The following is a 26,386-nucleotide window of genomic DNA, read 5'->3' on the forward strand; positions in this document are numbered from 1 at the left end:
CGTCGTGTCGGGAAGTCGACAAAACGCCGAAGTGACTTCACGGGCTGCGGTATACGAGGTGTACGCGGGTTGCGGGTGGTGCGACGATGGCCCTTATGGGGGACAAGGCAAATCTGTTGGAAACAGGTCGGTTTGTGAGCCCACCCGACGACGGGCAGGGCCCGCTCGCACCAGCAGCCGGACCGGGCTGCACCGAGACCTCGACACTCACCGCCGACACGGACGAGGAGACGACCCGGCACCGGCACGCCGCCGAGGTCGGCGACACCGAATCGATGAGCGTCCTCGGCGCTCTGCTGCTGCGCCGGGGCGATCTCGACGGCGCGGAGCCCTATCTGCGGGCCGCCACCGCCACGGGGGACCGGGCGGCGGCCAACAACCTCGGCGTCCTGCTGCACCAGCGCGGCTACGCGGACGAGGCCGCGGGCTGGTGGCGGATCGCCGCCGTGGCCGGCTCCGCCGCGGCCGCGCACGCCCTCGGCCGCCACTACCGGGAGCGCGGTGACGAGCCCGCCGCCGAGTACTGGCTGCGCCAGTCCGCCGAATCGGGCCACGCCCTCGGCGGGTACGCCCTGGCGGACCTGCTGGAGCACCGCGGCGACGCCGGTGCCGAGCGCTGGTTCCGGGCGGCCGCCGAGCAGGGGCACCGCGAGGCCGCGTACCGGCTCGCCCGCATCCTGGACCGCCACCACCCCGGCCACGAGCCGGACGACCCCCACCGCCCGGACCCGTTCGGTACGTCCACGGGCCGCCGGGCGGTCCCGGAACCGTCCGGCGAGGACACGGCGGGCGAGGCCGAGCAGTGGTACCGGCAGGCCGCGGCGCGCGGCCACCGCCGTGCCGCGCTGCACCTGGGCACCCTGCTCGAGGAGCGGGGCGACACCCAGGAGGCCGGCCGCTGGTATCTCACCGCGGCCAAGGACGGGGAGCCCCGCGCCGCCTGCGCGCTCGGCTTCCTGCTGCGCGACGCCGGGGACACCGACAGCGCCGCGGTCTGGTGGCGGCGCGCGGCCCAGGACGGCGACGGCAACGCGGCCAACGCGCTGGGCGCGCTGCACGCCGACCGCGGGGAGCCGCAGACCGCCGAGCGCTGGTACCGCGCCGCGCTCGAAGCCGGGGACCACAACGGCGCGTTCAACCTCGGGCTGCTCTGCGCCGAGCAGGACCGCACCGCCCAGGCCGAGCAGTGGTACCGCCGCGCCGCCTACACCGGGCACCGCGAGGCCGCCAACGCGCTCGCGGTCCTGCTGCTCCAGCAGGGCGACGCCGCGGGGGCCGAGCCGTGGTTCTCCAAGGCCGCGGAGGCGGGCAGCGTGGACGCGGCCTTCAACCTCGGCATCCTGCACGCCGGGCGGAACGAGACGGCCGCCGCGCGCCAGTGGTACGAGCGCGCCGCCGCGGCCGGGCACACCGAAGCAGCCCTGCAGGTCGCCATCGCGCTGCTCCGCGACGGCGACGAGCGCACGGCGGAGCGCCATCTGCGCTGCGCGGCCGGTGGCGGCAGTGCGGAGGCGGCCTTCCGCCTGGGCACCCTGCTGGAGCGGCGGCAGCGGCCGGAGGAAGGGGACGGCACGGCCACCGAGTGCGAGGAGTGGTACGAGCGGGCGGCCGAGCAGGGCCACCGGAGTGCCCAGGTCCGGTGCGGGATGATCGCCGCCTTCCGCGGCGACGTCGCCGGGGCCTCGCGCTGGTACCGCACCGCCGCCGAGGCGGGCAGCCGCAGCGGCGCCTTCAACCTGGGGCTGCTGCTGGCCCGTGAGGGCAGCGAGCCGGAGGCCGCCCTCTGGTGGACCCGCGCGGCCAACGCCGGCCACGGCCGCGCCGCGCTGCGCCTCGCGCTGCTGGCCGCCCGCCGGGGCGACCTCGCCGAGGGGCAGCGCTGGTGCACGCGGGCGGTCCAGCTGGGGCCGGCGGAGGTCGCCGAGCGCGCGGCGCGGCTCCGCGACGCCCTCCAGCAGGAGCTGACGGCCTGACGCCGGCGGGACGAGCCGGTGCCGGCCGGGGCGCGGCCCCGGCCGGGCGGCCGTCGGTGCGCCCGGCGCGCCCGGTGCGCACGGGCCGCCGTGGCGGCCGGAGCCCGCGGGGGTTCCGGATACCTGGCCCGGTGGAGTCCGCCCCGTGCGCGGTGGCCGGTGACCGGTGCGCCCGGTGGCTGCGGTCACCCGGCGGGCCCAGGGCGCCTGCGGGTCGTGGTCACCCGGAGGGCGCGGGGCACCCGCGGGGCGTGGTCGCCCGGTGTGCACGGCACTCCCGGGGGCGCACCGCGCCCCGCGCGAGGGCACGGGTGGAGGCCGCCTCCTCAACGGATTTGCGCTGGTCGTCGGCCTGAGGCTAGAGTAAAGGCACACCGACGCGGGGTGGAGCAGCTCGGTAGCTCGCTGGGCTCATAACCCAGAGGTCGCAGGTTCAAATCCTGTCCCCGCTACGAGAGCGAAGGCCCGGATCCTCAGGATCCGGGCCTTCGTCATGCGCGCGTAGGGGTGCGCGGTGTGCTCCCCCTGCCGTCCGCTGCGTGTCGGGCCCGCGCTTGCCGACGGTCTGCCGACGCTGTGCGTTCCGACGGCGAGGACGGGTCTCGGGCGGGGCTGCCGGCGCTGTCTCAGGCGGAGGTGCAGGACGGGCAGAGCCCGCGGTAGGTGACCTCGACGTCGGAGACCGTGAAGCCGAAGCGCTCGGCGTCCGGCAGGTCCGCGAGCGGATTGCCGCCGGGATGGACGTCGCGCACCGTGCCGCACTTCGCGCACACCAGGTGCTGATGCGGGCGGTGGGCGTTCGGGTCGTACCGCATCGCGCGGCGGTCCGTGCTGACCTCGATCACCTCGCCGAGCGAGACCAGCTCGCCCAGCGTGTTGTACACGGTCGCGCGGGAGATCTCGGGCAGTCGCTCGACGGCCCGCGCATGGACTTCATCCGCGGTGAGGTGGACGTGGTCCCCGTCGAGAACCTCGGCGACGACCCGCCGCTGCGCGGTCAGGCGCCAGCCGCGTCCTCGAAGTCGCTCCAGCAGGTCACTCATGACTATCAGCCTAACAGCGGGCGACCGTTGTTCCGAATCGGTACGGTCTTCGTTTCCATCTTGACTTGGACAAAGTCCAATGTAGGATCGCGTTCAGCGAATGCCAGGAGCAGGACGACACGCAGGAGGAGCACGTGACGGTTCGGGACGAGGCGGCCGGGACCACCGGCCCGCTGACGACGGAGTCCGGCGCTCCGGTCGCGGACAACCAGAACAGCGAGACCGCGGGCACCGGCGGCCCGGTCCTGGTCCAGGACCAGCACCTGCTGGAGAAGCTCGCGCGCTTCAACCGGGAGCGGATCCCGGAGCGGGTCGTGCACGCGCGGGGCGCCGGCGCGTACGGCACCTTCACCGTCACCGCCGATGTGACCCGGTACACCCGGGCGAAGTTCCTGTCCGAGGTGGGCAAGCGGACCGAGACCTTCCTGCGGTTCTCCACCGTCGCGGGCAGCCTCGGTTCGGCCGACGCGGTGCGGGACCCGCGCGGCTTCGCGCTGAAGTTCTACACCGAGGAGGGCAACTACGACCTCGTCGGCAACAACACCCCGGTGTTCTTCATCAAGGACGCCATCAAGTTCCCGGACTTCATCCACACCCAGAAGCGCGACCCGTACACCGGGTCGCAGGAGGCGGACAACGTCTGGGACTTCTGGGGGCTCTCGCCCGAGTCGACCCACCAGGTGACCTGGCTCTTCGGCGACCGCGGCATCCCCGCCTCGTACCGCCACATGAACGGCTACGGCTCGCACACCTTCCAGTGGAACAACGAGGCCGGTGAGGTCTTCTGGGTCAAGTACCACTTCAAGACCGACCAGGGCATCCGGAACCTCGCCCAGGGCGACGCCGACCGGCTCGCGGGTGAGGACCCCGACTCCCACCAGCGCGATCTGCGCCAGGCCATCGAGCGGGGCGAGTTCCCGACCTGGACCGTGCAGGTGCAGATCATGCCCGCGGCCGACGCGGCGGGCTACCGCTTCAACCCGTTCGACCTGACCAAGGTCTGGCCGCACGAGGACTACCCGCCGATCGAGATCGGGAAGCTGGAGCTCAACCGCAACCCGGAGAACATCTTCGCCGAGGTCGAGCAGTCGGTCTTCTCGCCGGCGCACTTCGTGCCGGGTATCGGCCCGTCCCCGGACAAGATGCTCCAGGGCCGGCTCTTCGGGTACGGCGACGCCCACCGGCACCGCGTCGGGATCAACGCCGACCAGCTGCCGGTGAACCGCCCGCGCGCCACCGAGGCGCGCACCCACGGCCGGGACGGCGCGCTGTACGACGGCCGGCACGGCCGCGCCCGGAACTACGAGCCGAACAGCTTCGGCGGTCCGGAGCAGACCGGGCGTCCGCTGTGGCAGCCGCTCGCGGTCGACGGTGCCACCGGCAACGCCGCCGCCCCGTCGCACGCCGAGGACGACGACTTCGTCCAGGCGGGCAACCTTTACCGGCTGATGTCCGAGGCCGAGCGGGAGCGGCTGATCGCCAACCTCGCGGGCTTCATCGCCGAGGTGTCGCGCGACGACATCGCCGAGCGGGCGATCGGCAACTTCCGCCGGGCGGACGAGGACTACGGCAAGCGTCTGGAGGCCGCGGTCCGGGCCCTGCGCGGCTGACCGGAGGCTCGTCGTCACGAAGGGGCCGGATCCCGCCCGGGATCCGGCCCCTTCGGGTGCTCGGTGGTGTGCGACCCGCCTGGTGCCCGGGTGCGGGCGGGGCGGGGATGTGCTCGGGCCCGTTCGCTCGTGGCGCCGGTCCGGGGGCCGCGGGGTGTGCGGTCCGCCGGTGTGCGGCTGTGTCCGTCAGCCTGCGAGTGCCGTGGTCCGCCGGCGTTCCGGGGCCCAGCAGCGGATGATGTCGCGCACCGACACCACGCCGACGGGCTCCAGGTCGTCGAGGACGACCAGGTGCCGGAAGCCGCCGTGGGCCATGGCCTCCGCCGCTTCCTGGAGCGTCCAGGAGGGGGCCGCGAAGACGACGTCGGTCGTGGTGTGGGCGTGGGCGCTCTCCCGGTCGGGGTCCTGACCGGCGCCCAGGGAGTTGAGGATGTCACGTTCGGTGAGGATGCCGATCCCGCAGTCGGCCGGATCGAGGACGACGGCAGCGCCGACCCGGCGTGCGGACATCAGCTGCGCGGCCTGGCGGAGGGTGTGGGCGGGACCGATGGTGAGGACTACCGAGCTCATGGCGTCACGGACGAGCATGGAACAGGGCCACCTCTCTTCGTGTGTCCCCCACGAGGCGTGAATCCTCCGAGCGGCGTGAACCCCTCAGGGAGGCGTGAATCCTTCATGAGAAGAAATTCACAAATTCACAAGCAGGGGGATTCTCATGTTCACATGCGGCTTCGGAGGCGGCAAGGGGGCGGGCGGAGCCGGGGCGGGGCGCGGTGGCGCCCGGTGCCCGCGCCCGCCCGTCGTCAGTAGCGCTGGTTCAGGTAGCCCAGCAGGTCCTCGTGGAGCAGCCCGTTGGAGGCGGCGGCGTTCGCGCCGCCCGGCCCCGGCACGCCGTCCAGGCTGGTGAAGCTGCCGCCGGCCTCCTGCACGACGATGGCGTTGGCCGCCATGTCCCAGAGGGAGAGCTCCGGCTCGGCGCACATGTCCACCGAGCCCTCGGCCACCATCATGTACGGCCAGAAGTCGCCGTAGGCGCGGGTCCGCCAGCAGTCGCGGCTCAGGTCGAGGAAGCCGTCGAGCCGCCCCTGGTCCTCCCAGCCGGTCAGGGACGAGTAGGCGAAGGAGGCGTCCGAGACCTTGCCGACCTGGGAGACCCGGAGCCGGGTCGCCGAGGACAGGCTGCGGCCGGTGTAGGCGCCCGAGCCCTGCGCCGCCCACCAGCGGCGGCCGAGCGCCGGAGCGGAGACCACGCCGACGACCGGCTGGTAGCCGCCCTCGCCCTGCACCATCAGCGCGATCAGGGTCGCCCAGACGGGGACGCCTCGCACATAGTTCTTGGTGCCGTCGATCGGGTCGATGATCCAGCGCCGCGGTCCGCTGCCCTCGCTGCCGTACTCCTCGCCCAGCACGGCGTCGCGCGGCCGGGCACGGGCCAGCTGGGAGCGGATCAGCTCCTCGGCGGCCTTGTCGGCCTCGCTCACCGGCGTCATGTCGGGTTTGGTCTCGACCTTGAGGTCGAGCGCCTTGAACCGCTCCATGGTCGCGGCGTCCGCGGAGTCCGCCAGCACGTGGGCCAGACGCAGATCATCGTGATAGTCGGGCATGAGCGAACAGTATCGACCGCTCCGCGGACCGGCCACATGACCATGTCCGTCCGGGGCGGGGGAGTGCGCCGTCGGAGCTATTGACACTCCATGGCGGCGCGTCAATTGTGTGCGGACGTCAGCCCTGTGAACCCCCAGTGCCGGGAGGCAACGATGCCTACTGCACGTGAATCCTTGCTGGACGCCGCCTTCGCGGCGCTGACGTACCGCCCCTGGTCGGGCGTTCGGATGGTCGAGGTCGCGGCCGCCGCCGGGGTGTCCCGGCAGACCCTCTACAACGAGTTCGGGAGCAAGGACGGACTGGCGAGAGCCCTGGTGCGGCGGGAGGCGGACGCCTATCTCGCCGGCGTCGAGGGGGCGCTCGGGCGGCCGGACGGGAGCGGCGCGGAACCGGACCCGGGCCGGCGCCTCGCGGCGGTCGCGGACTGGACGGTGCGCACCGCCCGGACGAATCCCCTGGTCAGAGCGGTGCTCACCGGGTTCTGGGGTGAGCGGCTGCCGACGCCCCCGCGCGCCGGGGGTGCCGGATCGCCCGCGTCGTACCTCCCGGCGCAGTGCCGCGCCGACGCCGGGCCGCCCACCCCGGTCGAGCTGCTGGCCCAGGTGCGCGACCGGGCGCTGGCCGTCCTGGAGGCGGGGCGGCCGAAGGAGGAGGCGGAGGAGCTGGCCCGGGAGTGCGAGGTCGCCGTCCGGCTGGCGCTGTCCTACGTGGTGGTTCCGGCGGGGGCGGAGGACCCCTCGCGGCTGGTCCGGGGGTGCTGCGCGGCGGGGGCCGCCGCCGCGCCGCGGACCGGCTGAGCCCGGGGCTCGTCGCCGGCCGGTCCCGGGCCGCTCGCCGCCGACCGGCGTCCGGGTGTCGCGGCCGTGCTGCCGGGAGCCGGGGGTCGGGCCGGCGGCGGGAGCCGTCAGTGCGCGGAGCCGGAGAGCTGGAGGCCGATCACGCCCACGATCACCAGCGAGATGGAGACGATCTTCAGCGTGGAGACCAGATCGCCGAGGAAGATCATGCCGTAGAGGGCCGTCCCGGCGGCGCCGATGCCCGTCCAGACCGCGTACGCCGGTCCGACGTCCAGCTTCTTGAGCGCCAGGGTCAGCAGGCCGAAGCTGCCGAGGGCGAAGGCGCAGAAGGCCACGGTCGGCCAGAGGCGGGTGAAGCCGTGCGAGAGCTTCAGGCACACCGCGAAGCCCGTCTCCAGCAACCCGGCCACCACGACCAGCAGCCACGCCATGTGTGTGCCTCCCGCGTCGGTGACCGCTTCGTCCGCCTCGGTGTGCTTGGTGCGATTATGCACGTACCCGGGGTGGTAACCGCCGAACGTCGGAGCGTCGAACGCCGCACGGAACCCGCCCCGGGCACCGGTGCCGGAGCCCGGGGCGCAAGGGCGGCGCGCCCGCACCGGACGAGCGGGCGCGGGCCGGGCGAGCGCGCCCGGATCGGACGAGCGGGTGCGGGCCGGACGTCGCGGACCGCGCCGGGGGCGCCGGGAGCCGGTTCACCGGACGTGCCGCGGGCCGTGTGCCGGGAGGTCAGTCCCCCTCGCGCCGCTCCCGGGTGGCCAGGAGCCGCCGCAGGGAGTGCAGCCGTGCCGGGTCCGCGTGCCCCTCGGCGGCCCACCCGTCCAGCGCGCAGTCCTTCTCGTCGTGACTGCAGGCGCGCGGACAGCCCTCGGTGCCCGGCACCAGGTCCGGGAACGCGTGGATCACGCGGGACGGATCGATGTGGTTCAGCCCGAAGGACCGCACGCCGGGAGTGTCGATCACCCAGCCGCCCTTCCCGCCGGTGGCCGCGTCCGCGGTCAGCGGCAGCGCGAGCGCCGAGGTGGTGGTGTGCCGGCCGCGGCCGGTCACCGCGTTGACCACGCCGGTGGCCCGCTGCCGGTCCGGCACCAGGGCGTTGACGAGGGTGGTCTTCCCGACCCCGGAGTGGCCGACGAAGGCCGTGATCCGGTCGGCCAGCCGCCCCCGGACCAGCTCCGCGGCGCCGCCGTCGGCCAGTTGCGCCCGGTTGGTCACCACGTAGGGCACGCCCAGCGTCTCGTACGTCTCCAGCAGCGGTCCGGCCGGCGAGAGGTCGGACTTGGTGAGCACCAGCAGCGGGTCCAGCCCCGCGTCAAAGGCCGCGACCAGGCAGCGGTCGATCAGCCGGGGCCGCGGCTCCGGGTCGGCCAGCGCCGTGACGATGGCGAGCTGGTCGGCGTTGGCCACCACCACCCGCTCGTACGGGTCGTCGTCGTCCGCCGTGCGCCGGAGCACCGAGGAGCGCTCCTCGACGCGCACGATCCGCGCGAGGGTGTCCTTGGCGCCGGACAGGTCACCGACGATCCCCACCCGGTCGCCCACGACCACGCCCTTGCGGCCCAGTTCGCGGGCCTTCATCGCGGTGATCGTGCGGCCCTCGACCAGGCAGGTCAGCCGTCCGCGGTCGACGGTCAGGACGAAGCCCTCGGCGGCGTCCTCGTGTTTGGGCCGGATATTGGTACGGGGGCGGTTGCCCTTGCGGTTCGGCCGGACCCGTACGTCGTCCTCGTCGGTGTGTTTGCCGTAGCGGCGCATCGCGGGGTGCTCTCACGCTCTCCGTGCGGGGGCCACGGCGGAGGTGCCGAGCATGCCCGACCACAGGTCCGGGAAGTCGGGGAGCGTCTTCGCGGTGGTCGCGACGTTCTCCACCCGGACCCCCTCGACGGCGAGTCCGATGATCGCGGCGGCGGTGGCCAGCCGGTGGTCGTCGTAGGTGTGGAAGACCCCGCCGTGCAGCGGGCGCGGGCGGATGCGCAGACCGTCCTCGGTCTCCGTGACGTCGCCGCCCAGGCCGTTGATCTCCTTGGTGAGCGCGGCCAGCCGGTCGGTCTCGTGGAGCCGCAGGTGCGCGACGCCGCGCAGCACGGACTCGGAGTCGGCCAGCGCCGCGACCGCGGCGATGCCGGGGGTGAGTTCGCCGACGTCGCCCAGGTCCACGTCGATGCCGTGGATACGGCCCGATCCGGTGAACGTCAGCCCCGCGTCGGTGAGTTCGCAGGAACCGCCCATCTCGGTGAAGATCTGCCGCAGCGCGTCACCGGGCTGGGTGGTGCGCTCCGGCCAGTCCGGGACGGTGACCCGGCCGCCGGTGACCAGGGCCGCGGCCAGGAACGGCTGGGCGTTGGACAGATCGGGCTCGACCACCAGGTCCCGGCCGAGCAGCGCGCTCGGCGCCACCCGCCAGACGTTCGGCTCGCCGCCGGCCTCGGGGGTGTCCACCCGGGCACCGGCGGACCGCAGCATGTCCACGGTCATCCGGATGTGGGGCAGGGACGGCAGGGCCGCGCCCACGTGCCGCACCTCCACGCCCTGGTTGAAGCGGGGCGCCGACAGCAGCAGCGCGCTGACGAACTGTGAGGACGAGGAGGCGTCGATCTCGACCGAGCCGCCGTCCAGTGCCCCGCCGCCGTGCACGGTCAGCGGCAGGGCGCCGCGCCCGTCGTCGTCGATCCGGGCGCCGAGGGCGCGCAGGGCGTCGATCACCCCGTGCAGCGGGCGCTCGTAGGAGCGGGGGTCACCGTCGAACCGGACGGGGCCGTCGGCGAGCGCCGCGACCGGCGGCAGGAAACGCATCACCGTTCCGGCGTTGCCGACGTCCACGGTGGCCGGGCCGTGCAGCCCGGCCGGGATGATCCGCCAGGCCTCGCCGCCGTCTCCGCCCGCGGTGGCGCTGGACACGGTCTCCTCGATGCCGACGCCCATGGCCCGCAGCGCCTCGGCCATCAGCAGGGTGTCGCGCGACCGCAGCGGGCGGCGCAGCCAGCCCGGTTCCGCGGCGAGCGCGGCCAGCACCAGGCCGCGGTTGGTGACCGATTTCGATCCGGGCACGGTGACGGTCGCGTCGACGGGGCCGGACGCGGACGGGGCGGGCCAGAGGGCGGTGTGCTCGGGGTTACCGGTCATGGGCCTCACTTTAGTGGTTCGGCTCGGGCACCGATCTTGATCAAAAGCGGAGAAACCCAGCCGAAAGTCAGCAGGGGTGGAGGGTAGTCGATGTCACGCCGCACAACCGCCGCCGCTCACATGCCGAGCAGCCAGCGTCCGCCGCCGATCAGCGAGCTCAGCGAGACCACGTGGAAGAGGAGGAGCCAGAGCACCGGCGGGACGTTCGTCAGCCGCGCCAGCTGGTCCGCGTCGGAGTCCGGGGCCCCGCCCCGCCGCCGCTTGCCCTGGAGCTCGAAGACCGGGCGCACGCCGCCGAGGAGCAGGAACCACACCACGCCGTAGGCGAACGCGGCCTGCACGGCGGGGCCGGTCAGCCAGGAGACGAGGAAGAAGGCGGCGCCGGCCACCAGGACCGTCAGCACGCCGTAGGCGTTGCGGATCATGACGAGCATGGCGGTCAGCAGCACGACCGCGCCCCAGAGCAGGGCGGTGATGTGTCCGGCGGCCAGCAGCCAGGCGCCGCCGAGGCCGATCAGGGACGGAGCGGTGTAGCCGGCCGCCGCGGTGAGGATCATGCCGATCCCGGTGGGCTTGCCGCGCGAGACGGTCAGTCCGGAGGTGTCCGAGTGCAGCCGTATGCCGTCCAGCCGGCGACCGCTGAGCAGCGCCACCAGACCGTGCCCGCCCTCGTGCGCGATGGTCACGGCGTTCCGGGAGAGCCGCCAGGCGGCGTGCGGCAGCACGGCCGCGAGGGCGACCGCCGCGGTCGCGGCCACCAGCCAGAGAGAGGGGTCCGGTTGGGAGCCCGTGACGCGATCCCAGAGATCGCCTATCGCTGTGCTGTTCATGAACGGGCGGCTCCCTTGCCGGAAGGTACGGACGTCGTGGCAGTGTGGCACTTATGTGCGGTCGATATTCAGCCAGCCGGAAGCCCGAGGACCTCGTCGGGGTGTTCGGCGTCGCGAAGTGGGATCCCGAAGAGACCCTCGCCCCCGACTGGAATGTCGCGCCCACGAAGGACGTCTACGCGGTGCTGGAGCGGCCGGACAAGGAGACCGGGGACCCGGCGCCGGTGCGGCAGTTGAGGATGCTGCGCTGGGGGCTCGTCCCGTCCTGGGCCCGGAACCCCGACGGGGGCGCGAAGATGATCAATGCCCGGGCGGAGACGGTGCACGAGAAGCCGTCCTTCCGCCGGGCCTTCACCTCGCGCCGCTGCCTGCTCCCCGCGGACGGCTACTACGAGTGGGTCACCGCGGCCGCCGAGCGCCGGCTGGAGGAGGAGGGGAAGAAGAAGCGCCCGCGCAAGCAGCCGTACTTCGTGACGCCCGCCGACGGTTCGGTGATGGCGATGGCCGGGCTGTACGAGTTCTGGCGGGACGGCACCCTGCCCCCCGAGCACCCGCGGGCCTGGTGGGTGACGTGCTCGGTGGTCACCACCGAGGCGGAGACCACACCCCTGGCCGGGGCCGCCGGCGACGGTCCGGGGTCGCTCGCCGAGATCCACCCCCGGATGCCGCTGGTGCTCCCCGAGGACCGCTGGTCCGCCTGGCTCGACCCGGCGCGCACGGACCCGGACGACCTGCGCTCCCTGCTGGCCCCGCCGCCGGCCGGCACCGTCCGGGCGTACCCGGTCTCCACCGATGTCAGCAATGTGCGCAACAACGGCCCGGAACTGCTGAAGGAGCTGGAGGCCCCCGAGGAGGAAACGCTCTTCTGAGCCCCCGGGGGTCTCCGGTTTCCCGGGGCGCACGGGCCAGGATGGACGGGTGATGGAGACCGAGACCGTACCCACTCCCGCGGGCGACGCCCGCATCACCTGGCACCGGGCGGCGCGGAAGGCGCGGCTGGTGCTGGCCCTCGGCCATGGCGCCGGCGGCGGGATCGAGGCCCGGGACCTGCGGGCGCTGGCCGCCGGGCTGCCCGCCCGCGGCGTCACCGTCGCGCTGGTCGAGCAGCCCTGGCGGGTCGCCGGCAAGCGGCTCGCCCCGGCGCCGAAGACCCTCGACACCGCCTGGACGGCCCTCTGGCCCGCGCTGGAGAAGCCGGGGCTGCCCGTGGTGGCGGGCGGCCGGAGCGCGGGGGCGCGGGTCGCCTGCCGCACGGCGCGCGGCCTCGGCGCGCGGGCCGTGCTGGCGCTGTCCTTCCCGCTGCACCCGCCCGGCCGGCCGGAGAAGTCCCGGGCGGAGGAGCTGACGGGCGCCGGGGTGCCCACCCTCGTCGTCCAGGGCGGACGGGACCCGTTCGGGCGCCCGGAGGAGTTTCCGGCGGGCACGGACATCGTCGAGGTGCCGTACGCCGATCACGGCTTCGCCGTACCGAAGAAGGCGGGGCCCGGCCAGGAGGAGACCCTGGAGGTCATCACCGGTGGGGCCGCCGCCTGGCTGGACCGGATCGCCTGACCGGCCGGGCCGTCCGCCGCGTCCCCGGACCGCCCGGGTCGGAGCCGGGGCGCGTCCCCGGACCGCCCCGGTGCTGACCCGGTTCCGTCCCGGGGCTGTGGCGTACCGCATGCCGGAACGCGGGAATGCGGCGGCGCCCGCCTGCGTTGTGGCGGGTGTCCGTTGATGCAGGCCTTCGTATGAGGAGAGGGAGTCCGCCGCATGGGTTCGATCCATTGCCCGGCCCGTCCGCAGAGCGCCGACACCGAGTGGTCGCGGGCGTTGCTGCCGCAGCCTGCTTCCCGTGGAGCGGCGGGTGACGCGGATCGTCGTCTATTCTCCGATTCGAGCGGGTCCGCATTCGGTTCCGCCGCGGCGTTGGAGGAGGTGGGTCCGGTCACTGGGACCGACGCAGGGACCGACGACGGCCAGGCACGGGAGACCCCGGCCGAGCGCAACGCGCGCTTCGAGCGGGACGCCCTCGGCTTCCTCGACCAGATGTACTCCGCCGCGCTGCGGATGACCCGCAATCCGGCGGATGCCGAGGACCTCGTGCAGGAGACGTATGCGAAGGCGTACGGCTCCTTCCACCAGTTCCGCGAGGGCACCAATCTCAAGGCCTGGCTGTACCGGATCCTCACGAACACCTTCATCAACTCCTACCGCAAGAAGCAGCGCGAGCCCCAGCGCAGTGCCGCCGAGGAAATCGAGGACTGGCAGCTCGCGCGCGCCGAGTCCCATATGTCCACGGGGCTGCGCTCCGCCGAGTCCCAGGCGCTCGACCACCTGCCGGACTCGGATGTGAAGGCGGCGCTCCAGGCCATCCCCGAGGAGTTCCGCATCGCGGTCTATCTCGCGGATGTCGAGGGGTTTGCGTACAAGGAGATCGCGGACATCATGGCTACACCCATCGGCACGGTGATGTCGCGGCTGCACCGCGGCCGTCGTCAGCTGCGCGGTCTGCTGGAGGACTACGCCCGTGAGCGCGGGCTGGTCCCCGCCGGCGCGGGCGCTGCGTCGACCGAGTCGCACGATCGGAAAGGCTCGGGATCATGAGCTGCGGAGATCCGCACGAGACGGACTGCTCCGAGGTACTCGACCACCTCTACGAGTTCCTCGACCGTGAGATGCCGGACGGCGAGTGCGCCAAGTTCGAGGTGCACATCGACGAATGCTCACCGTGCCTGGAGAAGTACGGCCTCGAGCAGGCCGTGAAGAAGCTCGTGAAGCGCTGCTGCGGCCATGACGACGTGCCGACCGACCTGCGCTCCAAGGTCATGGGCCGGATCGAGCTCATCCGGGCCGGCGAGGCCGTGCCCGAGCAGACCGTGCTGGAGCAGGCGGTCGCCGACCAGCAGGCAGCGCAGGCCGAGGCGGAGTCCTCCGCCGGGCCGGAGCGCACCTCCGAATCCGCCTGAGGTCCCGGCCGGACCGAGGCCCCGGCGGCCCGGGACCGGAGCCGCCGGTACGCGAGGCCAACCGAGTGCCCGAGCCCGCATCCCTCCGGGCCCGCTTCCGCGCGGCCCGTACGTGTGCGCGGGTGCGGGCGTACGGATTCCGACGGGGCCGGTTCGACGGGACCGGCTGTCGGCGGGACTGGTTTCGACGGGACTGCTTCGGCGTGGCCGGCCTCCCCGGGGGCCTGCCCGGCTCGCGGCAGGTGTCCACGGCCCGTGCGGAGCGGGTCCGCCGAGTGGCGGGCGCCCGTCCCCGCCACAGCCCCCGGACGAGGGGCCCTTCTGTCACCCGAAGGTGCGAATCCGCGCCCCCCGCACGGCCTAATACGTCGATGCGCCTGTCCTCGGCCCGGCGCGGGCTTATTCTCCCCATCCTGACGCAGCTTCGAAGACGCAGCGATCACGTCGAGCGCACGGGAACCATGGGAGAGGAGCACCATGCGAGCTGTGCCGCGCGGGGCGCGCGTGTACGTCCTGTGCGCCGTGCTCGCCGCGGTGGTGTGCGCCGCGCCCGCGTTACGCCCGGGCGCCGCTACGCCGTGGGACGCCGCCGCCCTGCTGGCCCTGCTCTGCGCCGCGTCCGAGCGGCTCGGCCGCCCGCGGACCGCGCCCCGGGGCGCCCCCGCCCGGGGACACGCCGCCCCGGCCGGCGCCGGGCCCTTCGTCCCGGTGCTCCTCGCCGGGGCCTTCCTGCTGCCGCCCGCGGCCGCCGCCCTGGTCGGCGTGCCCGGGGCGCTGCTGGGCCGGGTCGAGCAGCAGCCCGTCCGGCTCCGCCGGGTCTGGCACGCCGCCCGCGTCGCCCTCGCGACCTTCGCCGCCGGGCAGGTCTTCGGCGCCGGGCGGCTCACCGGCGACGGCCGGGAAGCGGTCGCCACCGCCGACTTCCCCGGTGTCCTGCTGCCCGCGGCCCTCGCCGTCCTCACGTTCTGCGCGCTGGCCGCCGCCCTCGACGGGGGAGTCCTGGTCGCCGCCGAGCGCTGTCCGCCCCGCACCGCCTGGCGCGGGCTGCTGCCGCGCTCGCTCGCCCCGCATCTGGTCCACGGGTCGGCCGGGCTGATGATGGCCGTCCTCTGGTGCAGTCCGTTCGGGCCGGTCACGTCGCTGCTGGTGCTGCTGCCGATGTACATCTCCTGCTGGGTCTTCGCCCAGTACCACCGGGAGCGCGCCGCCCACCACGCCACCATCCGCGCCCTGGTCCAGGCGGTCGACATCAAGGACCGCTACACCCGCGGCCACAGCGAGCGCGTCGGCCGCGCCTCGGCGATGATCGCCCGGGAGCTGGGCATGGACGGGGGCCGGGTCGAGACCCTGCGCATCGCGGGCATCCTGCACGACGTCGGCAAGCTCGGTGTCCCCACCCGGCTGCTCCGCAAGGACGGCCCGCTCACCCCCGAGGAGCGCCGCGTCATCGAACTCCATCCCGAGTACGGGCACGAGATGGTCCGCGGCATCGGCTTCCTCGGGGAGGCCCGGGTGGCGATCCTGCACCACCACGAGCGGCTGGACGGGCGCGGCTACCCCTACGGGCTGTCCGGCCGGCAGATCCCGGAGTTCGCCCGGGTGGTGGCGGTCGCCGACGCCTTCGACGCGATGACCTCCACCCGCTCCTACCGGCGGGCCCGGCCGGTGGCGGCGGCGGTGGCCGAACTCCGCCGGTGCGCGGGCTCGCACTTCGACCCCCGGATGGTCCGGGCGCTGGTCCGGGCGCTCGACCGGCACGGCTGGCACCCGAACGTCACCGCGGACAGCGAGCACCATGCGGACCTCAGCGGAAACGTCCCCGCACCGGCCCCGGACACCGCCAGGGACACCGCCCCGGAGACGGCAACGGAGACGGCAGCGGGCACGGCGGTCGAGGAGCGGCCGGCCCGGAAGCCCGGTCCGCACTCCCGGGAGTCCGGGCCGGTGCCGGTCCCGGACGACCGGCCCGCGGCCGGCACCGCCGGGCACCGCCGCCCCCGCGGCGGCCGGCGATGAGCGGCCGTCCGGGGGCGGGGGACGACTCCCGGCACGGCGCTCGGGGCGCCGCGCGGCCCGCCGGCGGCGGGTCCGCAGCGGGTGGGGACCCGGCCGCTGCGGAGCCCGGGGAGCGGACCGAGGCACCGGACCGGCAGGACCACCCGCCGTCACCCTCCGGAGCCATACCCCGGCCCGGTACGGAGCCGGACACGGAGCCCGGCACAGAGCTCCGTGCAGCGAGCGGCACGGAGCCCGGGGCCTCGGGCGGCACGGAGCGCGGCGCAGGGGGCGGCGCGGAGCGCGGTACGGGGCCCGGCGCCCCGGGTGGCGTGGAGCGCGGTACAGAGCCGCGCAGGGAGCGCGGCGCGGAGCCCGGCGCACCAGGCGCCACGGAACCCGTCACGGAGTCCGAAACGGAGCCCGGCGCAGCGTACGGGCGCCCGGAGTGGGCCGAAGGGCTCCGGGTGCCCCGGCAGGCGCCCGGCGAGCGGAGTGCGCCCGGCCGTCCGTCCCTGCGCCGTTCGTCCGTACGCCGTCCGTCCCTATGCCGGGCACCCGTCCGCGCCTCCTGGGCCGTGTCCGCCGTCCGGGCCGCCGCGGGCGGACTCGGCGCCGCGGGCTTCGGCTGGACGCTGTGGCACGGCCTCGCCGAGCCGGCCACCGCACTCGCCTTCGGCGTCCTCATCACCGTCGGTGAGCTGGTGCGCCGGGAGACCCGGGGCGGCCGGGAAGCCGCCCCGCTCGGCGCGGCCGGAGCCCTCGCCTACGCGCTGCTCGGTGAGGTCGGCGGGCACTCCTCCGGCCACGGCGCCCTCCAGGTGGTCACCGTCGTCGGTGCCGCCGCACTCGCCGGGGCCGCGCCGCACGTGGCCCGCGGCCGGAACCGGGTCCTCGACCACCTCACCCGCCGCGTCCTCACCGCGGGCTTCGCGGCGACCTGCTTCCAGCCTCTCTACAACTCCGGTGTCCTGGACGCCTGGACGGGGCGCGGCCCGTCCTACGCGCTGCTCCTGCTGTTCCTGCTCGGCCTCACCGCGCTGTGCGACGCGGTGCTCACCGCCGCGCTCGCCCGGGCCCGCACCGGCTGGCCGTACGGTCCGCTGCTCCGGGACGAGCTGCGGGCCCTGCTCGGCATCGGTTCGGCGATCTGCGCGACCGGGGTGGTGATGGCGCTGGCCGCGGCCGTGGCCGGGCTCTGGGCGCTGCCCGTGTTCAGCGTGCCGCTGCTGCTCACCCAGTTCGCCTTCCGCCGGTACGCGGCGGTCAAGGCCACCTACCGGCAGACGATCGCCTCCCTCGCCCGGGCCACCGAGATCGCCGGCTGCACCCCCGGGGGCCACGCCCGCCGGGTCGCCTCGCTGAGCCGGGCCGTCGGCCGTGAGCTCGGTCTCACCGAACCCGGCCTGACCGTGCTGGAGTACGCGGCGCTGATGCACGACATCGGCCGGCTCTCGCTCGTCGACCCGGCTCCGTCGGGCGCCACGGAATCCCTGCCCCCCGAGGAACGCCGCCGGATCGCGCTGCTCGGCGGCGCGGTGGTGCGGCAGACCGGGGTGGACCCCGAGGTCGCGCTGATCGTCGAGCGGCAGGCCGATCCGTACCGTGAACAGCCGCTCCCCGCCCGCATCGTCCGCACCGTCAACGCCTACGACGACCTGGCGGGCGGCGGCGGGCCGGCCGGCCCGCTGGCCGCCCTGGAACGGCTCCGGCTGGCGACCGCCCGCGACCACGAGCCGGGGGTCGTGGAGGCGCTCGCCCGGGTGCTCGCGCGGGGCGGCCGGCCGGCGTGAAGCCGCCGGGCGGAGGGCCGCGGCGGCCGGTGTCCGGGACCCGGCCGGCTCCCCGCCGTGAACGGCCGGATCCGCTGCGTGAGCAGGGGTCTTGTCCGGTACCGGAACCCACGGGTAATGAGCGCGGGCGCAGATGGGCATGGTTGGATGCGGAGAGAGGGGGTTCGGGGGTCGCCACCGTGGCAAGGAGCAGTGGTGAGCGTCGGGATCCGGGCTGAGATGACGGCCGATCTGTGGCAGGTTGTCCTCAGGGAGCCGACGCGGAATCCGCGGGCCACCCCGTGGTCGTCATGGAATCGATCAGGAGTAGGAGACCGGTGCCCGACGAGGCAGCGGAGACGGTGACCGGACCACGGTGACCGAGGGGGACGTCGTGCGGGCGCCAGGACGCCCCGGCCGTGACCGGCCGGCGCCGGCACGGCGCAGGACACGGAGCTGAAGCGGCAGGCGGGAATCGTGAGGATCTTCGGCAAGGTACGGCATCGGCCCTCCGCCTCGTGGCGGCAGGCGACCGACCGCGCTTTCACGCTGATCGGCGACGGCCGGTACGAGGACGCAGGCGCCCTGCTCACCCGGGCCGCTGACCTGGAACCCTGGCTCTCCGAGTCGTGGTTCAACCTCGCCCTGCTCCACAAGTTCCGGCACGACTGGGAGCAGGCGCGCGCCGCCGGGCTGCGCGCCGTCGCCCTCCTGGACCGGGAGACCGGCGCCCCGGACTGGTGGAACGTGGGCATCGCGGCCACCGCCCTGCAGGACTGGCCGCTGGCCCGGCGCGCCTGGCAGGCCTACGGGCTGAAGGTGCCGGGCGAGGGCGCCCCCGCCGACGAGCCGGTCGGCATGGAGCTGGGCAGCGCGGCCGTGCGGCTCTCCCCCGAGGGAGAGGCCGAGGTGGTCTGGGGCCGCCGGCTCGACCCGGCACGGATAGAGGTGCAGAGCATCCCGCTGCCGTCCTCCGGGCGGCGCTGGGGCGAGGTCGTGCTGCACGACGGCGTCCCGCACGGCGAGCGGGTCACCTCGGCCGGACCCTCCTACCCGGTGTTCGACGAGATCGAGCTGTGGGCCCCGTCGCCGGTGCCCACCTGGGTGGTGCTGCTGGAGGCGGCCACCGAGTCGGACCGGGACGCCCTGGAGCGGCTGGCCGCCGACGCCGGATTCGCCGCCGAGGACTGGTCCTCCTCCGTGCGGCTGCTCTGCCGCACCTGTTCGGAGAGCCGGATGCCCAGCGACGAGGGCGACGGCGAGCCGCACCTCGACCCGCACGACCACAGTGAGCCCGGTCACCCCGGCCCGCTGGGGCACCGGACCTCGGGCGACCTGTGGGTGCCCGAGCGGGAGTGCGGAATCGCCGCCCCGTCGGGACTCGTCCACGGGCTGCTCGACGGCTGGGTCGCCGACAGCCCGGACACCCGGGAGTGGCGGGATCTCGAAGAGGTCTGCTGACGCCTTCCCCGGGGCCGTACCCTGTATCAGGCCCTGCTACCGGGGTTCAGGCCCTGCTACCGGGGCGATCAGGCGTGAGGAAGGCGTACGGCGGAGATGGCGCAGCAGGACAGCGGGCAGCAGGTGGCCGAGGAGCAGGAGAACACCTCGGAGTTCCTCGACGACACGGTGGACGCCGAGGCACGTGAGCAGGCCCACCGCGAGCGCGGCACCGCCCGCCCGATCACCGTCGTCGGCAACCCGGTGCTGCACCGGCGCTGCCAGGACGTGACCGAGTTCGACGACAAGCTGGCCGAGCTGGTCGACGACATGTTCGCTAGCCAGCGGGCCGCCGAGGGCGTGGGCCTCGCCGCCAACCAGATCGGCGTCGACCTGCGGGTGTTCGTCTACGACTGCCAGGACGACGAGGGTGTCCGGCACGTGGGCGCGATCTGCAACCCGGTGATCGAGGACGTGCCCGCCGAGCGCCGGGTGCTGGACGACTCCAACGAGGGCTGCCTGTCGGTCCCCACCGCCTACGCCGAGCTGGCCCGGCCCGACTACGCGGTCTGCCGCGGTCAGGACCTGCAGGGCAAGCCGGTGGCCGTGGCGGGCACCGGGTACTTCGCCCGCTGCCTCCAGCACGAGACCGACCACCTCGACGGCTACCTGTACATCGACCGGCTCTCGAAGCGGGAGCGCAAGGCGGCCCTGCGCCAGATGGAAGAGGGCACGCCGCGCTACGAGACGGTGCCCAACGACTGAGCGCGCACGAGCGGAAGGGCCGGCTCCCCCAGGGGGAGCCGGCCCTTCCGGCGTCGGTGCGGGCCCGGCCCGGTGCCGCTACGCGACGTCGTTGGCGTAGTCGGTCCAGATGCGCTGCGGGAAGACGTTGCCCCGCTCCGATTCCGGACCGCCGACGCCCGACAGCGGCAGCAGCGGCCCGCCATCCGGCTTCGCCCGGAACAGGGTGACGGCGGTGGTCAGGTCGTCGGCGTGGCCGATGTACCAGGCGGACCTCATCCGGTCGTTCTCCCCGGTCCGGCCCGCCGCGACGGCGTCGAGGTCCCGGGCCTTCACCGGGTCGAGGGTGGTCCAGGCGACGGCGCCCAGTGCGGCGGCGACGCTCTTGGCCACCTCCGGGTCCATGACCCGCGGCGCCGCGGGCCGTTCGAAGCCGCCGACCTTCCGGCCGTGCCGGGTGACCTGGGTGACCGAGTAGGGCTCGGCCCGGCTGCCGCCGTTGAAGAAGGTGCCGTACGCGCCCGCCATACGGATCGCGCTGGGCGTCGAGGTGCCGAGCGGGAACGTCGGTTCCAGCCGCGCCATGCTGTCGATCCGCAGCCCGGTGGAGACCGCCGTGTCCCGCACCTTCTCCAGGCCGATCTTCCGCCCGGCCGCGACGAACGGCGGGTTCTCCGAGGCCACCAGCGGGCCGGCCAGACCGGACGACGACACGGGCGCGAGTCCCTTCCGGGCGAGGTCGCCGGAGTGCTGCTCCTCCTGGAGGGCCGCCGCCATCACGAACGGTTTGAAGGCCGAGCCGACCGGGACCCCCGAGGTGTCGGCGTTGTTGCTGAAGTGCCGGGTGGCGTCGGTGCCCCCGTAGACCGCGACGACCGCTCCGTCCCCCGGCCGGACGGACGCGGCCCCCACCTGCACATGGCGGTCTTCCTCGCGCCGGCGCGGGTCGAAGCTCTGCCGGCGCTCCCGCTGCACGGCCTGCTCCAGCTGCCGCACCCGGTTCCGGTCGAAGGTGGTGCGGATGCGGTAACCGCCGCGGGCGAGGTCCTGGTCGGTGAGGTCGGTGCGCTGCTTGATGTACTTGTTGGCGATGTCGATCAGGTAACCGGTCTGTCCCGCCTGGCTGGTGGGCTTGGACGGCTTCCGCGGCTCGGGGAACGTCCGGTACCGGGCCCGTTCCGCCTTGCTCATCGCCCCCGTGGCGACCTGCCGGTCCAGAATCCACTCCCAGCGGGCCTCGGCCCGCGCGTGGTTGGCCCGGCTCAGCCCCGGGTCGTATTCCTCGGAGCCCTTCAGCAGGGCGGCCAGCATCGCGCCCTGGCTCGGGTTCAGCCGGTCGGCGCTGACGCCGTAGTAGGTGCGCGCCGCGGCTTCGATGCCGTACGAACCACGGCCGAACCAGCTGGTGTTGAGGTACCCCTGGAGGATCTCCTGCTTGGTGCGGTGGTTCGACAGCTTCAGCGAGATGCAGAACTCGCGGAGTTTGCGGGTGACCGTCTGGTCCTGGGAGAGGTAGGTGTTCTTCACATACTGCTGGGTGATGGTGGACCCACCCTGGGTCTCCTCGCCGCTGACCATGTTGACGATCGCCCGCGCGGCGCCCTGGACCGAGACACCGGGGTCGGAGTAGAAGCTCGCGTTCTCGGCCGAGATCACGGCATGCTCCACCGCGTCCGGCACCTTGTCGAGCTCGACGTTCTGCCGGTTGACCGCGCCGACGCTGACCATCTGGCTGCCGTCGGCCCAGTAGTAGACGGTGCCTTCCTGGCGGGCGGCGGCGTTCTCGTCCGGGATGTCGACGCTCGCGTACACGACGGCGAACAGCCCGGCCAGGGCCGCCACCGAGAGCAGCGCGGCGCTCAGCCACTGGCGCCAGGAGGGCAGCCAGCGCCGCCATCCGCTGCGGCCCCGGCGCGGGTAGTCGACGACGCGGTGGAGACGGTCGGACGGGGGCCGCTCGGTGCGGTCCTCCGCACCTTTCGGACGGCGCCACTTCATGGGGTGCATTCCTCCCTCGGCGAAGAGGTCTTCACCGAGGGAGATGTGACGCACGGGGCAGGGGTTGCCCTGTGACCGGAATATTCCGTTCGGATTCCGGACCGGGCAACCCCTGGGGCGCCGGGTGGCGCGCGCCGGTCAGAAGTCGTCGTCGAAGGCGACCGAACCCTCGACCGCCACCTGGTAGGCGGAGACGCGGCGCTCGAAGAAGTTGGTCAGCTCCTGGACGTTCTGCAGCTCCATGAAGGAGAACGGGTTCTCCGAGCCGTAGCGGACCGGCAGCCCGAGCCGGCGCAGCCGCTGGTCGGCCACGCACTGCAGGTACTCGCGCATGGACGCGGTGTTCATCCCGGGCAGGCCGTCGCCGCACAGGTCGCGGGCGAACTGCAGCTCGGCCTCCACGGCCTCCTCCAGCATCGCCGTGACCTGCTTGCCCATCTCCTCGTCGAAGAGGTCGGGCTCCTCCTCGCGGACGGTGTCCACGACCGAGAAGGCGAAGTCCATGTGCATGGACTCGTCACGGAACACCCAGTTCGTCCCGGTCGCCAGGCCGTGCAGCAGACCGCGCGAGCGGAACCAGTAGACGTACGCGAAGGCGCCGTAGAAGAACAGCCCCTCGATGCAGGCCGCGAAGCAGATCAGGTTGAGCAGGAAGCGGCGGCGGTCCTCCTTGCTCTCCAGCCGGTCGATCTTCTCGACCGAGTCCATCCAGCGGAAGCAGAACTGCGCCTTCTCCCGGATGGACGGGATGTTCTCCACCGCGGCGAAGGCGGCGGCCCGGTCGTCCGGGTCGGGGAGGTAGGTGTCCAGCAGCGTCAGATAGAACTGGACGTGGACGGCCTCCTCGAAGAGCTGCCGGGAGAGGTAGAGCCGCGCCTCGGGCGAGTTGATGTGCTTGTAGAGCGTCAGCACCAGGTTGTTGGCGACGATCGAGTCCCCGGTCGCGAAGAACGCGACCAGCCGCCCGATCATGTGCTGCTCACCCGGGGAGAGCTTGGCCAGGTCGGCCACGTCCGAGTGGAGGTCGACCTCCTCCACGGTCCAGGTGTTCTTGATCGCGTCGCGGTAGCGCTCGTAGAAGTCCGGGTAGCGCATCGGACGCAGGGTCAGTTCGAAGCCCGGGTCGAGCAGGTTCTTCTCGGCGGTGGAGTCCGCCGCGATCTCGGTGGTGTGGGTGGACATTACTGGCAGGCCTCGCAGGACTCGGGGTTTTCCAGGGAGCAGGCGACGGCGTCCGCCGCTTCGGCCGTCTGCTGGACGGGGATCGGCGCGGCAGCCGCTCCGCTGCCGCCCGCGGCGCGCGCGATCCGGGTCGCCGGGCGCGAGCGCAGGTAGTACGTGGTCTTCAGGCCCTTCTTCCAGGCGTAGGCGTACATCGAGCTGAGCTTGCCGATGGTCGGGGAGGCCATGAAGAGGTTCAGCGACTGGCTCTGGTCGAGGTAGGGCGTACGGGCCGCCGCCATGTCGATCAGCGCGCGCTGCGGGATCTCCCAGGCCGTCCGGTAGAGCGACCGGATCTCCTGCGGGATCCAGTTGAGCTCCTGCACCGAGCCGTTGGACTCCCGCAGCGCCTCCCGGGTCTGGGCGTCCCACACGCCCAGCTCCTTCAGCTCCTCCACCAGGTAGGAGTTGACCTGGAGGAACTCGCCGGACAGCGTCTCGCGCTTGAAGAGGTTGGAGACCTGCGGCTCGATGCACTCGTACACGCCCGCGATCGAGGCGATGGTGGCCGTCGGCGCGATGGCGAGCAGCAGGGAGTTGCGCATGCCGGTGGCCGCGACCCGGGCGCGCAGCGCCGCCCAGCGCTCCGGCAGGCTCGGCTCCACCCCGAAGTGGTCGGGGTGCAGCACGCCGCGCGAGGCGCGCGTGGCGGACCACGCCGGGTGCGGGCCGTGCCGCTCGGCGAGGTCGCAGGAGGCCTCGTAGGCCGCCAGCATGATGCGCTCGGCGATCAGCGTGGAGAGCCGGGACGCCTCGGGGGAGTCGAAGGGCAGCTTCAGCCGGAAGAAGACGTCCTGGAGGCCCATCACGCCCAGGCCCACCGGCCGCCACCGCTCGTTCGACGCCGCGGCCTGCTCGGTCGGGTAGAAGTTGATGTCCACCACGCGGTCGAGGAAGGTCACGGCGGTGCGCACGGTGGCGTCCAGCCGCTCCCAGTCCATCTCCCCGTCCGCGCCCAGGTGGGCGCCCAGGTTCACCGAGCCGAGGTTGCAGACGGCGGTCTCCCCGTCGTCGGTGACCTCGAGGATCTCGGTGCACAGGTTCGAGGAGTGGATGACCCGGCCGGGCTCCGCGGTCTGGTTGGCGGCGCGGTTGGCGGCATCCTTGAAGGTCATCCAGCCGTTGCCGGTCTGCGCGAGGGTGCGCATCATCCGGGCGTACAGCTGGCGGGCCGGGACCGCGCGCTGCGCCAGCCCGGCGGCCTCCGCGGCCCGGTAGGCGGCGTCGAACTCGTCGCCCCACAGGTCGACGAGCTGCGGCACGTCGGAGGGGGAGAAGAGCGACCAGTCGGCGTCGGCCTCGACCCGGCGCATGAACTCGTCCGGGATCCAGTGGGCCAGGTTGAGGTTGTGGGTGCGGCGCGCCTCCTCACCGGTGTTGTCGCGCAGCTCCAGGAACTCCTCCAGGTCCGCGTGCCAGGTCTCCAGGTAGACGCAGGCCGCACCCTTGCGCCGGCCGCCCTGGTTGACCGCGGCGACCGAGGAGTCGAGGGTGCGCAGGAACGGCACGATGCCGTTGGAGTGCCCGTTGGTGCCCCGGATCAGGGAGCCGCGGGAGCGGACCCGGCTGTACGGCAGGCCGATGCCGCCCGCGTGCTTCGAGAGCCGGGCGACCTGGTGGTAGCGGTCGTAGATGGAGTCGAGCTCGTCGAGCGGGGAGTCCAGCAGGTAGCAGGAGGACATCTGCGGGTGCCGGGTGCCGGAGTTGAAGAGCGTGGGGGAGCTGGGCAGGTAGTCCAGCCGGCTCATCAGCCGGTAGAGCGCGGCGACCTCGTCGACGGCGCGGTCCGAACCGTCCTCCGCCAGCCCGCAGGCCACCCGGAGCATGAAGTGCTGGGGCGTCTCGATGACCTGGCGGGTCATCGGGTGGCGCAGCAGGTAGCGGCTGTGCAGCGTGCGCAGTCCGAAGTAGCCGAAGCGGTCGTCGGCGCCGTCGGCCAGCGCGACCTCGACGAGCGTGTCGAGCCGGGAGGCGTGGGCGCGGACGAACTCCGCGGTCCGGTCGGCGATCAGACCCTCGCGGTGACCGGTGGCGACCGAGGCGGAGAAGGAGACCGCGCCCTGGCTCGCGGCCTCGTCGGCGACCGCCCGGGTGAGCAGGCGCGCGGCGAGCCGGGAGTACTCCGGGTCCTCGGCGATCAGGCCGGCGGCCGCCTCGGTCGCCAGCTCCCGCAACTCGGCCTCGTCGGAGCCCGCGTGGCGGCCGCGGAGCGCGGCGGCGGCGACCCGGCCCGGGTCGGTCGCGGGCAGATCGGCGGTGAGGTCGGTCAGGGTACGCAGCAGCGCGGTGCCGGGGCCGTCGGCCTCCGTCACCGGTGCGGCGGCTGAAGCCGGATCGGCGGGCGCGATGGTCACGTGGTGCTCTCCCTCGCTCGGCTGGGGCCGCACGGACGGACACGACGGGCGCCGAACGGGCACACCTCACCCCGAACAGGGCAGCGCACCGCGCAGCGTCCACCGGCCCAACCCGCGAGGCCCGGACGATTTCGTCGCCCGGTTCGGTCGATCCGGGCAGGCTGACGGCAGGTCTTCGGACTTGGAAGTGTGCATTTCCAGCGCATTCATACCGTTGCGGGACAGTTCCGGATTCACACCGGATTCCCCTGCGACGACAGCGAGCAAGAGCATACATCTTGTGTCGCGGTCCGCACGCAACACCACATCTTGTGTCAGGGGTTCGGGTGGTGCGCTTTGCAGGGGAACAGATGTGGTAACGGCGCCGAGGCCCTGGGGGACGGGGCAGCGCGTCCCGCGGGCCGTCCGGATTCCCATTCGGGATCGCTCGCGGATCACCCGCCGGGGTCACCCCGGCGCGTCGGTTAGCCTGTCCGGCATGACGTTGAGGACCGGCGCGCGGGGTTCCGCGGAACGCACCGTCAGCGAGGCCGACACCGCTGCGGAGTTCGGCAGCGGCGACCTCCCGGTCCTCGGGACCCCGGGCCTGCTGGCCCTGCTGGAGGCCGCCACCGTCGACGCGCTCGCGGGCGCGCTGGAGCCCGGCCGCACCTCGGTCGGCACCCGGGTCCAGGTCGACCACCTCAAGGCCTCACCGGTGGGGACGACCGTGACCGCCACGGCGGAAGTCACCTACCTCGACGGCCGGTTGGTGCGGTTCACCGTGGCCGCCCAGGACGGAGCCGGCCGGCTGCTGGCCACCGGTGAGATCACCCGGGTGATCGTCGACCGCGACCGGTTCCTGGCCCGTCTCTGAGGCCCGGCGTCCGCCGACGCCGTCCGCTGCCCGGCCCCGCTCGCGGCGCTCCCGGACACGCCGACGGGCCGCCGCCC

At 73.7% G+C, this 26,386-nt stretch carries 22 protein-coding genes, 1 tRNA gene and 1 riboswitch; of the genes, 13 read left to right on the forward strand and 10 right to left on the reverse strand.

Going from position 1 to position 26,386, the window contains the following annotated elements:
• Positions 1-86 precede the first annotated feature (86 nt).
• Both ACFYYR_RS30145 and ACFYYR_RS30150 read left to right on the forward strand, forming a co-directional pair.
• Positions 87-1,973, forward strand: coding sequence for a tetratricopeptide repeat protein (locus tag ACFYYR_RS30145; RefSeq protein ID WP_388860565.1), 1,887 nt, complete (start codon positions 87-89; stop codon positions 1,971-1,973).
• 378 nt (positions 1,974-2,351) lie between these two features.
• Positions 2,352-2,425: transfer RNA gene (locus ACFYYR_RS30150), tRNA-Met, on the forward strand.
• A 174-nt stretch (positions 2,426-2,599) separates the two neighbouring features.
• Here the strand turns inward: ACFYYR_RS30150 and ACFYYR_RS30155 are convergent.
• Positions 2,600-3,016 carry a Fur family transcriptional regulator gene (locus tag ACFYYR_RS30155; RefSeq protein WP_388860568.1) on the reverse strand — a complete coding sequence of 139 codons (417 nt, stop codon included), beginning with the start codon at positions 3,014-3,016 and terminating at the stop codon, positions 2,600-2,602.
• A gap of 134 nt (positions 3,017-3,150) precedes the next feature.
• Here ACFYYR_RS30155 and ACFYYR_RS30160 point away from each other — a divergent pair, with 134 nt between their 5' ends.
• Positions 3,151-4,626 carry a catalase gene (locus ACFYYR_RS30160; RefSeq protein WP_388860571.1) on the forward strand — a complete coding sequence of 492 codons (1,476 nt, stop codon included), beginning with the start codon at positions 3,151-3,153 and terminating at the stop codon, positions 4,624-4,626.
• A 186-nt stretch (positions 4,627-4,812) separates the two neighbouring features.
• Here the strand turns inward: ACFYYR_RS30160 and ACFYYR_RS30165 are convergent, their stop codons facing one another.
• Both ACFYYR_RS30165 and hisN read right to left on the reverse strand, forming a co-directional pair.
• On the reverse strand, positions 4,813-5,214 hold the full coding sequence (locus ACFYYR_RS30165) for a cyclic nucleotide-binding/CBS domain-containing protein (protein WP_388860574.1): 402 nt from the start codon (positions 5,212-5,214) through the stop codon (positions 4,813-4,815).
• A 215-nt stretch (positions 5,215-5,429) separates the two neighbouring features.
• A complete protein-coding gene (gene hisN, locus ACFYYR_RS30170; protein WP_388860577.1) occupies positions 5,430-6,230 on the reverse strand; it encodes a histidinol-phosphatase in 801 nt (266 codons plus the stop codon).
• A gap of 153 nt (positions 6,231-6,383) precedes the next feature.
• Here hisN and ACFYYR_RS30175 point away from each other — a divergent pair, with 153 nt between their 5' ends.
• Positions 6,384-7,028 (forward strand): TetR/AcrR family transcriptional regulator, encoded by a 645-nt coding sequence (locus ACFYYR_RS30175; protein WP_388860580.1) that lies wholly within the window; start codon positions 6,384-6,386, stop codon positions 7,026-7,028.
• A gap of 107 nt (positions 7,029-7,135) precedes the next feature.
• On the opposite strand, the gene ACFYYR_RS30180 is transcribed toward ACFYYR_RS30175, so the two are convergent.
• From ACFYYR_RS30180 to ACFYYR_RS30195, 4 genes are all read right to left on the reverse strand, one after another.
• Complete coding sequence (locus tag ACFYYR_RS30180; protein WP_351514601.1) at positions 7,136-7,459, reverse strand: multidrug efflux SMR transporter; 324 nt, start codon at positions 7,457-7,459, stop codon at positions 7,136-7,138.
• Positions 7,460-7,757: 298 nt separating this feature from the next.
• Complete coding sequence (gene rsgA / locus ACFYYR_RS30185) at positions 7,758-8,783, reverse strand: ribosome small subunit-dependent GTPase A (protein ID WP_388860583.1); 1,026 nt, start codon at positions 8,781-8,783, stop codon at positions 7,758-7,760.
• A gap of 12 nt (positions 8,784-8,795) precedes the next feature.
• Positions 8,796-10,151: a 3-phosphoshikimate 1-carboxyvinyltransferase gene (aroA, locus tag ACFYYR_RS30190; RefSeq protein WP_388860586.1), complete on the reverse strand. Its 1,356-nt coding sequence runs from the start codon at positions 10,149-10,151 to the stop codon at positions 8,796-8,798.
• Positions 10,152-10,267: 116 nt separating this feature from the next.
• The gene (locus tag ACFYYR_RS30195) at positions 10,268-10,981 is read right to left on the reverse strand and encodes a M50 family metallopeptidase (protein ID WP_388860589.1); all 714 of its coding nucleotides are present in this window, start codon (positions 10,979-10,981) and stop codon (positions 10,268-10,270) included.
• Between the two features lie 53 nt (positions 10,982-11,034).
• On the opposite strand from ACFYYR_RS30195, the gene ACFYYR_RS30200 reads away from it, so the two are divergent.
• The 8 genes from ACFYYR_RS30200 (at position 11,035) to def (ending at position 19,901) form a co-directional block, all read left to right on the forward strand.
• On the forward strand, positions 11,035-11,850 hold the full coding sequence (locus tag ACFYYR_RS30200; protein ID WP_388860592.1) for an SOS response-associated peptidase: 816 nt from the start codon (positions 11,035-11,037) through the stop codon (positions 11,848-11,850).
• A 52-nt stretch (positions 11,851-11,902) separates the two neighbouring features.
• Positions 11,903-12,532, forward strand: coding sequence for an alpha/beta family hydrolase (locus tag ACFYYR_RS30205; protein ID WP_388860595.1), 630 nt, complete (start codon positions 11,903-11,905; stop codon positions 12,530-12,532).
• Positions 12,533-12,898: 366 nt separating this feature from the next.
• On the forward strand, positions 12,899-13,567 hold the full coding sequence (locus ACFYYR_RS30210) for a sigma-70 family RNA polymerase sigma factor (RefSeq protein WP_351514567.1): 669 nt from the start codon (positions 12,899-12,901) through the stop codon (positions 13,565-13,567).
• Positions 13,564-13,929, forward strand: a complete 366-nt coding sequence (gene rsrA, locus ACFYYR_RS30215; protein WP_388860598.1) for a mycothiol system anti-sigma-R factor — start codon at positions 13,564-13,566, stop codon at positions 13,927-13,929. Before ACFYYR_RS30210 ends, rsrA begins: the two co-directional genes overlap by 4 nt.
• Before the next feature lie 477 nt (positions 13,930-14,406).
• Positions 14,407-15,945, forward strand: coding sequence for an HD-GYP domain-containing protein (locus ACFYYR_RS30220; RefSeq protein ID WP_388860601.1), 1,539 nt, complete (start codon positions 14,407-14,409; stop codon positions 15,943-15,945).
• 557 nt (positions 15,946-16,502) lie between these two features.
• Entirely contained in the window at positions 16,503-17,717 is a 1,215-nt protein-coding gene (locus ACFYYR_RS30225; RefSeq protein WP_388860604.1) for an HD-GYP domain-containing protein, read from the forward strand.
• A 456-nt stretch (positions 17,718-18,173) separates the two neighbouring features.
• A complete protein-coding gene (locus tag ACFYYR_RS30230; RefSeq protein ID WP_388860607.1) occupies positions 18,174-19,157 on the forward strand; it encodes a tetratricopeptide repeat protein in 984 nt (327 codons plus the stop codon).
• Positions 19,158-19,253: 96 nt separating this feature from the next.
• Positions 19,254-19,901, forward strand: coding sequence for a peptide deformylase (def, locus tag ACFYYR_RS30235; RefSeq protein ID WP_388860610.1), 648 nt, complete (start codon positions 19,254-19,256; stop codon positions 19,899-19,901).
• A 78-nt stretch (positions 19,902-19,979) separates the two neighbouring features.
• Here the strand turns inward: def and ACFYYR_RS30240 are convergent, their stop codons facing one another.
• The 3 genes from ACFYYR_RS30240 to ACFYYR_RS30250 form a co-directional block, all read right to left on the reverse strand.
• A complete protein-coding gene (locus tag ACFYYR_RS30240; protein WP_388860613.1) occupies positions 19,980-21,878 on the reverse strand; it encodes a transglycosylase domain-containing protein in 1,899 nt (632 codons plus the stop codon).
• A 138-nt stretch (positions 21,879-22,016) separates the two neighbouring features.
• Positions 22,017-23,060 carry a ribonucleotide-diphosphate reductase subunit beta gene (locus tag ACFYYR_RS30245; RefSeq protein ID WP_388860616.1) on the reverse strand — a complete coding sequence of 348 codons (1,044 nt, stop codon included), beginning with the start codon at positions 23,058-23,060 and terminating at the stop codon, positions 22,017-22,019.
• Positions 23,060-25,453 carry a ribonucleoside-diphosphate reductase subunit alpha gene (locus ACFYYR_RS30250; RefSeq protein ID WP_388860619.1) on the reverse strand — a complete coding sequence of 798 codons (2,394 nt, stop codon included), beginning with the start codon at positions 25,451-25,453 and terminating at the stop codon, positions 23,060-23,062. Before ACFYYR_RS30250 ends, ACFYYR_RS30245 begins: the two co-directional genes overlap by 1 nt.
• A gap of 148 nt (positions 25,454-25,601) precedes the next feature.
• A riboswitch (cobalamin riboswitch) is annotated at positions 25,602-25,733 on the reverse strand.
• 198 nt (positions 25,734-25,931) lie between these two features.
• Between ACFYYR_RS30250 and ACFYYR_RS30255 the strand changes: the two genes are divergently transcribed.
• Positions 25,932-26,309 (forward strand): thioesterase family protein, encoded by a 378-nt coding sequence (locus ACFYYR_RS30255; RefSeq protein ID WP_388860622.1) that lies wholly within the window; start codon positions 25,932-25,934, stop codon positions 26,307-26,309.
• The last annotated feature ends 77 nt before the right edge of the window (positions 26,310-26,386 follow it).

Source organism: Streptomyces sp. NPDC001922, assembly GCF_042891165.1.
Classification (GTDB): domain Bacteria; phylum Actinomycetota; class Actinomycetes; order Streptomycetales; family Streptomycetaceae; genus Streptomyces.